This window comes from Paenibacillus sp. BGI2013, assembly GCF_002843485.1.
GTDB lineage: Bacteria > Bacillota > Bacilli > Paenibacillales > Paenibacillaceae > Paenibacillus > Paenibacillus amylolyticus.
The window spans coordinates 352,708-364,980 of record NZ_PJFA01000004.1 but is presented as its reverse complement, the minus strand read 5'-3'; the positions used below and the strand labels follow the sequence as shown (position 1 = coordinate 364,980).

Here is a 12,273-nt window from a genome sequence, read left to right as displayed (position 1 = left end):
CCTACATCCTAATTGATTGCTCAGTTGCAGTCAGATAGAATATAGGTCTTTCAAGTGTTCCAAGAGGACTTATCAATTATAAAGGCGGCTGCACCAATAACAATTTTCCAAGCTGAATGACGGTTTGATCATACCAAGCTGGATGTTGCCGAACATGTTCCATACCTCGTTCATTGCCACTTGCCTCAAACACGGCCGCTTTGTCAGTTTTCTCGTGATCGATCTCGAAGCGAACTGTATGTTTCCCATTTGGTAGCTCCGGCAAGAAAATATATTGATTTCTATTATGATCGTTGTAGAGCGTGAATCGATCAATAAGGAAGGGTTCTCCTCCATCCACCGACACCTTCAATCGGCCAGAATCCGGCCCCCCGATATCAAATAAGCCGATGTGGGTTCCCTCAAACTCCACTGTGATCGCCTCTCCGGCATCAACTGCTCGCCATAATCCGGGGAACAACCAATCATACTCACGCACTAAAGGAAAATCATCAGAGGTCATGTAAGACCATCCTGCGGAAAAATGAGTAAGACGATCCAGTGGCAGCATGGTTGCATACTCCCAAGGATTGGCCGGGACCAAGGGGTCCTGCGGCAAGTGATGTTCGACTTTTCCCACGTGATCTCGAAGTTCGCTCATTTTCTCAAACGAACGAATGATGGTGTCTGTGTAGATCTGGTGTCCTTCGGGAATCGTCGGATGGATCGAATCATGCGTGAAAATAACGGCTCCGGGGATGGACACGTCTGCTCTTGAAGTAAAAATAAGCTTTCCATCCGAAACCAATTGACTGACCGCTACGCCCAGATGAATCGAAGGAATACCGTAATAGTCGGCGACTTCCTCTTGCATAAGAGCGCCCTTCTGGTATTCGCCGGATTGAAATGAGGTCAAATCCCGCTCCTTGATCGTATATACAAACAGGATATCGATAAACCGGCTGCGCTTGCGAATCTGTCGGACAATGCCTTCGATCCGCGCCTTGGATTCGGGAACTCCGCCATCGTTGCCAACGAATTCAACAAATACGAGATCAGGCTGATGACGAAGCACATCTGTCTCTGAACGGGCGCAACCGAGGTCCGATCCTGTTCCATCAATGCCTGCATTCACAGCGCGGATATCGGCATGGGGATATTGTCCTCGCAGCCAATCCGCCGTCATGACCCTGTATCCTTTCGAACGTGTATTACTGCCGCCAAAATAAACGATTGTTACTGTTTCCCCATTTTCCAACTTCTGAATGACATTAGGTAGCCCTCTTCGTGGGAAAAATTCCTTCATCACGACTTCACCCGCCCTCACTTAGCGTTTTTAGGAGCAAAAAATTTCACAGCAAACACTTCATAATAAGGCGAACCATACGTTGCACAGAAATCAAACCGGATTTGGGTTACACCTTCTGCATGCACCTGATGTTTATTCAATGAAAGATAATTCCCACGGACTTTAATTTCATTCTCGGTTCCGTCTTCCAAAGTTAAAGTCACATCATAATCTTGAATCAACGACTCGATTGGATCATCGAAATGCTCCAAATTCAGCTGCGAATTGAAAACAAGATGGATTTCATCCAGATTCTTGGGGCTTGCAAAACCAAATTCCAACCATTCCTGTCCTTCCGTACGTTCCGAAATCCAGATGTTTGGCAGACCATAAGGTCTGGAGAAACCGTTGACGACATTCGCGGGATTATACATATCCTGGGATGGTATCAGATCTTTGAAGCAAATGCTCTTATTAAGTTTCTTCAGCCTGGATGGCTCTTCCGGTCTATAAAGGAAGCTCACCGCTCCAGTCATTTTCTCTTCATTGCCATACACGGCAAGGCTCGCCGTACCTTCCAATACGATGTAGATTTTGTCGTCTTCTGGCTTCTTGAGGCTGAGGTCCAGTGTAATCCAGTCATCGTGACCCGCTGAAATCACCAAGTTGTAGCCCTTCAGCTCGCTGGTGGGAATATAGTTTTCCTTCCGAGCCCCGCCAAACAGCTTCACTTGCAACGTTTCCGAATGCTCGGATTTATTTTTAATTTTGATCTGCACGCTTTCAGCCACGGATGTCTGAATCGGCAAGACCAAACATAACGCTTTCTCCAAGAAGATCTCTTCGGTTGTATGAAGTTGTTCATAGCTTCGCTGAGACGAGGCACGAATCGTTAATCCGTCTACGAAATAAGGATCTAGCGGCTCTTGAAGCCCTACAATTGTTTGCCCGTCTCGAAGCAACTGCGCCTGAAGCTCACCCATATGCGCTTTGACGATGGCCGCAGGGTCTGTATCATATTTTACGCATAACGCAGCAGCCGTTCCTACCGCCTGCCCCATACAACCACAAGTTGCCATCACCCTTGTAGACCCAAAAGCCACATGAGTAGCGCTTATATTACGGCCAGCGAACATGAGATTAGGAATATTGCGTGAAAATAAGCTGCGAAAAGGGATATTATACAATCCCGGCACAAAGTTCCACGCGGTAGCCGGCCCTTCATCGTAGATGCCTTTATTTGCATGCAGATCCATATACCAACCTCCGACGGATACCGCATCTTCGAAATGAGTCTTTTCTGTAATATCGTTCTGAGACAGCATGTGTTCCCCTATAAACCGCCTCGACTCCCGCTTTCCCGGAATCGGGCATACATAATCCAGGATGAGGTTGTCTACATCATCAAACTCACCGCTATTTTTGATATAATCCCAGATCCCGTATACCAATTTCCGCAGTTCCAACGCGATGTCTTCATTATTCTTGATAATATCCATATGTCCGCCGTATTCCAGCCACCACAATCCGCCAAGCCCGTTGATTTTCCTTGGAAAAGATCGATGGTTTAATCCTTTTCTGATACTATCAAAAAACTCTAGCTTCGTAATATCATACGCAAAGCCTGGCCTTTCATAAGGAACGGAATAGTTTACGTCACGGGCTTGAAACAGAATCGTATCACCCATGGTGTAATGATCCGCCACTTCTGGAGCGAGCTCCTCCTGGTATTCATGCTTCGCCTCTCTTCCCCATCGGAAGTGAGCACCTGCTTGGTATCCAACAATTCCATCACCGGAGCAATCGATATAGGTTGGGCTTTCAAAACGAAATTTTCTTTCGGAAGCCAATTGAAGGCCCTCCACCCATTGAATTCTGCCGTTCTCCATGCCCGTTTCATGCACACATGTATTCAGAAATAGAGAAATGTTGGGTTCATCATAAACCATGTCAAGCAAGACCGTATCCGAAAGTGAAAGCATAAGTTTTTTGTTGTATAACGGATTATAATGAAAGATCTTCAGTTTGAGTTCTTCCACCAACCCGCCTTCGCGAGCATAATAGGATGGACTGTTTCCGAGATATGCCGACCCGTTAATGTGAACTCTGACCTCGCTGCTCGCATTTCCACCCAGAACTGGCCGATCATTGATAAGTGAAACCAGCAACCCTTGGCGTGCGGCAGCAATGGCAGCGCATATCCCGGCAATTCCTCCACCTATGACGGTTACATCTGATTTCATAAGCTCCATTTTGATAACCTCCATGATTAGATGCTCCTATCATGGTAATGGTTTTGACCCCTTTTTTTTTACAGGATTTCGCGAAAAAATCATACATTTTTTTGTATCCTTATTTGAATTCCTACCGTGTCATTTTTATCCGATATTGCTTAGGTGTATCCCCCGTATATTCTTTAAAAAGTTTGCAAAAGTACCCTTCATTGACGATACCTACCTCCTCGCACAATTCCAATAAAGAATAATCTCGAACGTTTAACAACTCGAGGGCGAGATGGATTTTTTTACGGTTAATGTAGCTGATCACGCCTTCGTTCATTGTTTTTTTGAATAAGCTGCTAAAATACGACGGCGCTAGATTCACTTCCTCCGCAATTGCCTCCAGCGTTAAACGTTGTTTCAGGTTTGTCTCTATATAATGCATAGCACTCATAATTTCTGCACGATGTAACAGTTGGCCCGCATGCACGTATTCGAATGTGAAGTCGCCAATATAGGCGAGCTGCTCCTGAAAAGCCATAAATTCCATGGGGAAGTCTGGAACTTCCATGGCCATCTTATTCCCCGATTTAAATTTCACGGTAATGTCTCTGTACAAGTCTCTAATCATTGGCACCATGATGGACTTGTGGATTTTATGGTCCGTAGCAAATTGCGACAGATCGGCAAGTGCATTATCCAGCTCTTCCTTGGAAATCTTCCTCTTCAGCCGTATAAGAAAATCAGCAAGCTTCTTCTGAAAGTCTGCTTTTTTGTCATTATGGTATTGGAACCGATGCATCGGTGTTTTTACAACTTTTTCGGTATGATAATAGAAATCCTCACTCACATTTTTAGCTTCCGTGTACGCCTGTTTGATCGATTCCCAGCCTCGGTGCGGACCACCAAAAGCGACAGATACCCTTTTATTCAAATATTGATGCAAATGAGAGATGATCTGCCCTCCCAAGGATAAACAAGCATATTCCGTTTCCATATCACTGCGGTTATTTTCCCAAGATAAAAAGCCAATAAAACGATTATCGGACAGATCCGCAGCTACGCCACTGCTACCATTCATCACTGTTTCTTCGATGATATTTGTTATCGCATACTTCAAGATGTTTTGATCTGCGGCCGCGTATTCGTTTCGGAAACTTTCGTACGTATTCATCTCAACGATGAAGCAGCAATAGTTGGCTTGAAAGAAATGAAACTGCATGCGATTGGCAAAATCCGATGCCCGATGAGAAGGAATTTCACCTCGGATCAATTCGTTAAAAAATTGCTTGCGGACTCTGTATTTATTTTCAAGCACGGATACATTTAACGAGTGAAATTCCGCTTCTTTTTTCTCAAACTCATTTAAAATTCCGGCTGCCTTATCCAACGCTCGATTCAAATCGGCTTCCCTCAGCGGAACCTTTACAATGTACTCCAATACGTTGGCTTGAATCGCCCGCTGAGCGTATTCGAAGGATGAATAGGCGGTCAGAAGTATGTACTGGGTATGGGGGAGCTCCGCCTTGAGCTCCTCAATCATGGAGATGCCATCCATACGCGGCATTACAATATCGGATATAACGATATCCGGTTTAAGTTTTATGATCTCCTCGATCCCATTCAGCCCATTATTCGCTTTGCCCACCAGAACAAATCGTCGATCCCTATGAGAGAGTTCATTAAAAAACAATTCCAATCGTTGAATGATCAGGTCTTCATCGTCAACAATGAAGCAGGTATAGTCTCTCCCCATTATGCATCTCCTTTTGGCAATTCTGCCGGGAATACAGCGCGTATACGGGTTATTTCCTTAGGTATGCTAATGATATCCAGCCCGAATTGATCTCCGTAGTGGAGTCTTATTCGACCATGAATATTGTTCAGCCCGATTCGTTTTCTTTTTACTTCTTCTTCACTCGGTTCTGAGATTAAAATATGCTTTATTTTATCAGCTGGAATTCCCTCGCCTTGATCAACAACTTCGATGATGACGATGCTGTCCTCCCTATACGCATGAATCGTAATAGGTCCCTCAATTCCCCCTCCGTTATAACCATGGAAGATGCTATTCTCCACAAGGGGCTGCAGCAGCATTCGAAAAACAGGAAAATCCATCAGTCCTGCTTCAATATCTTCAATCAAGTGGAAGTTTCGGTTATACCGAATGTTCTGGATCTCGATATAGTCCGCTACATTGCGTAATTCCTGGCGTAGGGAAACCTTCTCAGATGCATCGTCTATCCCATACTCCAATAATGAAATTAGTGACCCGATCACCACATCTACTTTCTCTATTTGTCCGAGACGTATCACATTGCTGATTGAACCAAGTGTGTTATACAGAAAATGTGGGTTTATTTGAGACTGTAACACTTGGATTTCCAGCTTCCGCTCAAGTTCATTATGAAGTTCAGCTCGGCGAATCAGTTCAACAATTTGCTGAAGCATACGATCGAATGCCCGTGAAAGATCGCCAAACTCATCGTTTCGATTAATCGTTATAGTCGTTGTGAGGATACCTTGTTCCACCTGCTTCATTTTTGTTTTGAGCGTATAAAGTGGTTTTCTTATATATTTGGCAACAAAAAAAGAAATGAACAAACTTAAAAGAAGACCTGCAGCGAGCAGCTCGAGGTAATAGGTTTCCAATCTGGACAACGCTGCTTTTAAGCGTGATTCATCGTTGATCGAGATGATGGTCCAGTTGAACTTCTCCGTTGGTTTTTTCAAAAGGGAGACCGGAATACCATCGTTGGTAAACAGTTGAAGGTTTGTTTCTGTCGTATCCAGAATTTCTTCCGCTGACGTCTCTCCGATCGAAAAAGAATGATCTTGAATATTCAGAGGTCCTTTATTTTCAGAAAATCCGGCAATGATCTTACCTGACGCAGTGATCAGAGCCAGATTCATTTGTTCCTGTTTATTAATCTTGAACAAGGTTTCTTCAATGGCATTTAGATCCAAATCAACCGCAATGGCCATAGGAAACGGAGCACCGTTCAGATATCGAACCATCGTAACGGTCCAGCCAGAATACTTCGATTTGTAAGGTTCACTAACAAAGGTAGTCCTTCTATTTTTGTCAGCCGCATCAAATAAAGGTGCTCTTTCAGATAAAGGTTCATCGAATATTCGAGTAGGTGTACTTCCACCCAGAATGGATAAATCACTTTTGATCAAATAAATATTACTGACATAAATACTGTTGAGTTCATACAGCTCCCTTAATTGCTTTTTAATCACTTCGGTATTGTTAATGTTGGCTTTCACTGATGTTTCAACTGAGAAGAGAATCGTCTGGAAAGAGGAAAAATTAACGGTAAAATACTGGTCAACCTTGTCTAATATTTGATTGGTGTAAAAAATGTCATTGGTTCTTATTTCCTTTTGGACATAGCGATAAGACAATTGGCTTATCAAGATGATGCAGCCTAATACAAAGGCAAACACGATAAAAAATAATTTTAAAGGCAAGCTGATTCTTCTTCGCATCCATCATCTTCCTTTTAGTTCCGTTTTAAACTAAGAATAGCATATGCTAATAAAGAGAGGGGCTACGAATAGCCACTCTCTCTTCGTTTATTTTTACTTGATAAGGCCGGCTTCTTTAAATTGCTGGATTGCGGTTTCCTTATATTTCTGCATGTCAAACTTGGTATCCAGCGTCTGGAGGAAATTGTCCCAGTTGGAAAGAGGCTCTTTGCCCGTCATAAATTTAACCAAGCTTTCATTAATGAAACGAGTGCGGTCAGCATCCAAGGTATCGCTAGGGTCTGGGGTCAATAAATTTCCGGGCAACGTTGGCCCCACATATTGCTGATTGTCCTTGAAAGCTTCCGCTGTCTTCGGATTCTGGAAACTGAAGTACTCCGCATCATCACCACGGCGCGGCATTCTATAATGATCAACCCATAGGTACTTCTCTTTCATTTCCTTCGATAACTCGGAGGTTTTATTTTTGATCTTGCCGTCTACAACATCCCAATGGATGCCTTTAATTCCGTATGCAAAGTTCGGATAGGCTTCTTCATCCGTAAAGAGATAATTTAACATGGACAAGATCCGAATGATTTTGTCCTCGTTCGCTTTTGCGGATATGGCCCATGAATTGCCCTGAAATGATTTTCTCTCTACAATTTGATCCCCGTAAGGACCTTTCATCGGAGGAATAACGATCCATTCGGGCACCTCGCCACTAATTTCTTTCATTTTCTGTTGATAATCCGGTTCCAGTCTACGAGCATCTCTGATCATGAAGCCAACTCTACCCTTAAACATCTTTTGGTCCAACAGATCCGGCGAATTCATCGTCACCCAGTCCGGGTCAACCACCTTGGCTGTCATCATTTTATTAATGTAAGCAAGCGCCTCTTTCATTTTGGGATCGATAAACAGAAATACCGGTTCATTATCTTTTATCTCAACGGCTGAAGGAGGATTGACGCCAAACATCCACATCAAGCTATCAAAGCCATAGGTTTGCAGATTACCTTCTTTATTCATACCACCGATGAATCCGTACGTATCGTTTTTGCCATTCCCGTCCGGATCTTTCTCTGTAAAGGCTTTCATAACTTCGAACAACTCATCAGGTGTCGTTGGTACCTCCATATTCAGCTTTTTGAGCCAATCGTTACGGATGAAGAAGCTTCGACTGATACCGTTTACATTATCATAGCCTGGAACTCCAATGGTCTTCCCTTGATAGGACATTGCCTCCCATGAGTCGGTGCCAAATCGTTTCTGTAGTTCAGGGAATTGGTCCATATACGGTGTCAAATCGGCAAGAACTCCTTGGTCGTAATATTGCGCAAGATCAGCACGACTTTTCAAAAAGATCAAGTCTGGAATATCCCCGCCTGCAATGAGTGTATTCAGTTTGGTTGTTGCTTGCCCAGCCTGAGGAATCATCATCTCCAAGTCGATGTTCATCTCTTCTTCCAACATTTGGCGTTGAATATCTTCATCACGTGGAGGTACCGGAGCAGCAGCATTAAAAGTGCCTTGGTTAAACATTGAGATTTTCATTTTTGTTGCAAACTGGCCAGACTGGCCTTGCGAATTACTCGAAGTTATCGATGTAACTTCTTCATTCCCCCCACATCCTGATAAAAGCGTTCCAAGTCCTAAGATTGCCGATAGAATAGCAAATGAAATCTTTTTACGCTGCATATTGACCTCTCCTTTGCTTGTATATTATCACGGTTTCCCCGTAATAAGTTAGGTTGGAACACCTTTTATCCTTTAACGGATCCCAGGAGTACACCTTTGGTAAAATGCTTTTGCAAAAATGGATAAACGATCAATATCGGGACTGTAGTTACAACTACTGTAGCCATCTGCACAGCGAACGTACTGACAGCCCCGGAATTGGCGAGCGAATCAGCGCTTTGAGTTGCAACGTTAAGCAGAATGTTGCGCAAAATCACTTGAAGTGGCATGTAGTTGGAATCATTGATATATACAATAGCATCAAAATAACTGTTCCAATGCCCGACTGCGTAAAATAAGGAAATGGTGGACAGGACGGGTAAGGACAGGGGTAAAATGATCCGCCATAACGTCTGAAGTTCACTGGCACCGTCTACCCTCGCTGATTCCTCAATTTCACCAGGCAATTGTTCAAAAAAACCTTTGATGATCACCAGATTAAATGCACTAATGAGATTTGGAATAATCAATACCCAAGGACTGTTTAACAATCCCAAAGAGCGGATTAGTAAATAAGTCGGAATTAATCCCCCACTGAACATCATGGTAAACACAATGAAGAGTAAAAATGGACTTCTTCCGGGCAAATATTTTTTGGATAACGGGTAGGCCGCGATTACCGTAAAAAACACGTTTAACGCAGTCCCTACAATCGTTCGGAACAACGTAATTTTATACGCCTGCCAGATCCCATGAGAAATGAATACTTCTTTATAGGCCAGAAAGGTAAAGGATTCTGGTATAATCACAATCCCTCTTCTTAATACTTCCGATTCAGGTGTTACGGAGACAGCAACCACATATAGAAAGGGCAGCACGCACAGTAGGGATAATATAATAAGAACTACATAAACGACGGTTTGCCAGACTTTTTCCCCGATTGTCATATGGATCATTCTAAAGACCACCTCACCAGATTTGCCCATCGAATTTTTTGGCGAGCTTATTCGCTGCCAACACTAAAGCAAATCCGATGACAGCTTTAAACAATCCTACAGCCGTAGCCAAGCCAATCTTAAGACGTTCCAACCCTTCGCGGTATACCCATGTGTCAATAATATCGATCTTCTCCTGGTTAAAGGTGTTGGCAAACATGAATATTTGGTCAAAACCCGCATCCAGGATATGGCTTAATTTAAGAATCAGCATCAGAATAATGACTCCTCGAATACCGGGTAACGTGATATGCCAGAGCTGTCTCCATTTGGATGCACCATCCATTCGAGCCGCTTCATACAAGCTTGGATCGATTCCTGCCAAGGCAGCAAGGTACAAAATCGCCCCCCATCCAATATCCTTCCATACTTCAGATAAGATGATCAGCATTCTGCCCCAGGCAGGTTCGGTTAGAAACGAAATGGGTTCAACACCAAAGTCCTTCAAAATCATGTTAAAGAGACCATCGCCCGGGGCAAGTAAGGCTACCATAATTCCATACACAATGACCCATGATAGAAAATGAGGCAAATAAGTGATTGTCTGTACGATTTTCTTAAACCATTGGCTATACACTTCATTGAGGAGTAAAGCAAGTACGATTGGCGCGGAGAAACCGAACAATAGCTTATACAGCGATATAACAATCGTATTTTTCATGATGTCCCAGAAATAAACTCCGTTCATAAAATCCGTAAAATTTTTGAATCCCACCCATGGGCTATCCCATAGTCCCAAAGCCAGGTTGTAGTTTTTAAAAGCAATCATAATTCCCGCCATAGGAATGTATTTGAATACCGCAAAGTAAATTAAGGCTGGTAATAAGAGAGCATACATCACTTTGTGCTTTTGTATCGTCCTTATCCATGTCTTTCGCTTTTTGGAGATGGGAATGGCGTCCGCTGCCAACTTTGCTTGCATTTCATCACCTCGTCTTTGTTTGTATTTGTATAATAGCACCCACCTATCGGATAAATTTCTGAAATATCAAGAATTTCTTATAAGATTTTAAGGAAGTGTGCCTGGCTCGTTCCAACAGCTAATCCCGGCCAAGTGGAGGTTGAGCAGCAAGTGAGCGAATATACTATGTTCTATAACCAGAACCGATTCCAGAAAAGACTAAACGGGCGTTCCTCGGTTGAATACCGGGAAACGCCCGTAGCTTCTTAAATTCGTTGCGCCGCAGCTTGGAGCGCTTCTGTGAACTTCGATGCTTAAAGCCATCCCTTCAAGCAATTCGATTAATTATTCAGCTTTCCTGCCATTTAGCTCGGTAGCTTGGAATGTAGTCCATTTCCCATTAAGATACCTCCAAATGAACAGCCCTCCTTTTATCAACCAATCACAATAGATAGCTATCCATGTTGCAAACATCCCCATTTCAAATAGGTATACCAAGATATAAGCGAACATAATTCTACAGCAAAACATAGTAATCATACTCACTAGCATGGGGTATTTTGCATCTCCAGCAGCCCGAAATACCGATGGAAGTGCATTGCCGAAAGGCCAAATCAATATCATGACAATCGCATGGCTCCACACAATCTCAGTAGTCCACTGCGTTGCTTCTGCTGAAAAATTATAAATGCTCAGTATACTTGGGAACAAGGCTAAACTCACCACGGAACTCACAATCTGTGCCACAAAAATGATACCAAGTATCTTTTTCGTATAGTATCTAGCCTGTGTAAAATCTCCAGCACCTACACATCTGGAAATGACTATGGACATACCTAAACCAATGGCCATTCCAGGTAAAGCTTGCAATGAAGTAATCGTACTGCCAACCGAATTTGCAGCTATAGCAGCTGTTCCAAATGTAGATACCAAACTTAGTATCAACAATCGTCCAAAATAGAATATTCCATTTTCTATTCCATAAGGTACACCAATTCGCATGATCTGTTTAATCATCATTGAATTAAACTTATGCTTTACGGTTTTATTCTGATGAAGAATTTGCTTAGGATTTGTTAGATGAATTAGAACGCATACTGCAGCACCTATCCTGGAAATTAAAGTAGGAATAGCAATCCCTGCAATCCCCATATTGAACCCATATATGAACAAGACATTGCCCGCTATATTCAGAATGTTCATAGCCAGCATAATTTTCATAGGCAATTTGGAGTTGCCCATCGTTCTGAATATGGCAGCTCCAGCGTTATAGAGAGCTAAAAAAGGAATAGAAGCTCCGACGATCAATAAATAAGTGTTGGCATAGTTATATACCTCGTCGGTGATATTGCCAAAGAGAATATCTAAAATAAAGCTTTTAAAGAGATAAATAAAAATCATAATAACAAGCCCTGCTGCTCCAGCAAACCAAACTAATTGATTCGAGGCTTCTCTGGCCTGATTTTCCTGTTTTTTTCCGAGATATTGCCCTACAATCACTGTGCCACCCGTAGCTAAAGCTGCGAATAAACTTATTAACAGTAACATAATCATTTCGACTAAAGAAACTGCAGATACGGCTGACTCTCCTATAGAAGCTGCCATGATTGAATCTGACAATCCGATCAAAGATGCTAAAATTTGTTCAATAATTAACGGGATAAATATTCTCATCAAATCTTTATCCGTAAATAACAACGGGGTCGAAAATGGCATTTTCAATTTATTCATAGTTTC

Annotated in this window: 9 protein-coding genes; 1 reads left to right on the top strand and 8 read right to left on the bottom strand. The window is 42.7% G+C overall.

Going from position 1 to position 12,273, the window contains the following annotated elements; all coding sequences use genetic code 11:
• Positions 1–76: 76 nt before the first annotated feature.
• The 7 genes from CXK86_RS12610 to CXK86_RS12580 all read right to left on the bottom strand — a co-directional run bounded on the left by CXK86_RS12610 (position 77) and on the right by CXK86_RS12580 (position 10,557).
• A complete protein-coding gene (locus tag CXK86_RS12610) occupies positions 77–1,285 on the bottom strand; it encodes an SGNH/GDSL hydrolase family protein (RefSeq protein WP_101313839.1) in 1,209 nt (402 codons plus the stop codon).
• 17 nt (positions 1,286–1,302) lie between these two features.
• On the bottom strand, positions 1,303–3,534 hold the full coding sequence (locus CXK86_RS12605; RefSeq protein WP_101313838.1) for an FAD-dependent oxidoreductase: 2,232 nt from the start codon (positions 3,532–3,534) through the stop codon (positions 1,303–1,305).
• Positions 3,535–3,631: 97 nt separating this feature from the next.
• Entirely contained in the window at positions 3,632–5,242 is a 1,611-nt protein-coding gene (locus tag CXK86_RS12600) for a response regulator transcription factor (RefSeq protein ID WP_101313837.1), read from the bottom strand.
• Positions 5,242–6,759: a sensor histidine kinase gene (locus CXK86_RS12595; RefSeq protein WP_257467833.1), complete on the bottom strand. Its 1,518-nt coding sequence runs from the start codon at positions 6,757–6,759 to the stop codon at positions 5,242–5,244. Before CXK86_RS12595 ends, CXK86_RS12600 begins: the two co-directional genes overlap by 1 nt.
• A gap of 315 nt (positions 6,760–7,074) precedes the next feature.
• Positions 7,075–8,661 carry an extracellular solute-binding protein gene (locus CXK86_RS12590; RefSeq protein WP_101313835.1) on the bottom strand — a complete coding sequence of 529 codons (1,587 nt, stop codon included), beginning with the start codon at positions 8,659–8,661 and terminating at the stop codon, positions 7,075–7,077.
• A 65-nt stretch (positions 8,662–8,726) separates the two neighbouring features.
• Positions 8,727–9,596: a carbohydrate ABC transporter permease gene (locus tag CXK86_RS12585; RefSeq protein ID WP_036615551.1), complete on the bottom strand. Its 870-nt coding sequence runs from the start codon at positions 9,594–9,596 to the stop codon at positions 8,727–8,729.
• Positions 9,597–9,609: 13 nt separating this feature from the next.
• Positions 9,610–10,557, bottom strand: coding sequence for an ABC transporter permease (locus CXK86_RS12580; RefSeq protein ID WP_036671347.1), 948 nt, complete (start codon positions 10,555–10,557; stop codon positions 9,610–9,612).
• 132 nt (positions 10,558–10,689) lie between these two features.
• Here CXK86_RS12580 and CXK86_RS33015 point away from each other — a divergent pair, with 132 nt between their 5' ends.
• Positions 10,690–10,806: an IS3 family transposase gene (locus CXK86_RS33015; protein WP_370511442.1), complete on the top strand. Its 117-nt coding sequence runs from the start codon at positions 10,690–10,692 to the stop codon at positions 10,804–10,806.
• A 75-nt stretch (positions 10,807–10,881) separates the two neighbouring features.
• Here CXK86_RS33015 and CXK86_RS12575 read toward each other — a convergent pair whose 3' ends face one another.
• Positions 10,882–12,267, bottom strand: a complete 1,386-nt coding sequence (locus tag CXK86_RS12575) for an MATE family efflux transporter (RefSeq protein ID WP_257467832.1) — start codon at positions 12,265–12,267, stop codon at positions 10,882–10,884.
• Between the last annotated feature and the right edge of the window lie 6 nt (positions 12,268–12,273).

What these genes read in the sequence shown, in the direction of transcription:
- CXK86_RS12585 (WP_036615551.1), bottom strand. Translation starts at nt 9,596, where the DNA reads ATGATCCATATGACAATCGGGGAAAAAGTCTGGCAAACCGTCGTTTAT.
- CXK86_RS12575 (WP_257467832.1), bottom strand. Translation starts at nt 12,267, where the DNA reads ATGAATAAATTGAAAATGCCATTTTCGACCCCGTTGTTATTTACGGAT.
- CXK86_RS12600 (WP_101313837.1), bottom strand. Translation starts at nt 5,242, where the DNA reads ATGGGGAGAGACTATACCTGCTTCATTGTTGACGATGAAGACCTGATC.
- CXK86_RS12580 (WP_036671347.1), bottom strand. Translation starts at nt 10,557, where the DNA reads ATGCAAGCAAAGTTGGCAGCGGACGCCATTCCCATCTCCAAAAAGCGA.
- CXK86_RS12610 (WP_101313839.1), bottom strand. Translation starts at nt 1,285, where the DNA reads ATGAAGGAATTTTTCCCACGAAGAGGGCTACCTAATGTCATTCAGAAG.
- CXK86_RS12605 (WP_101313838.1), bottom strand. Translation starts at nt 3,534, where the DNA reads ATGGAGGTTATCAAAATGGAGCTTATGAAATCAGATGTAACCGTCATA.
- CXK86_RS12590 (WP_101313835.1), bottom strand. Translation starts at nt 8,661, where the DNA reads ATGCAGCGTAAAAAGATTTCATTTGCTATTCTATCGGCAATCTTAGGA.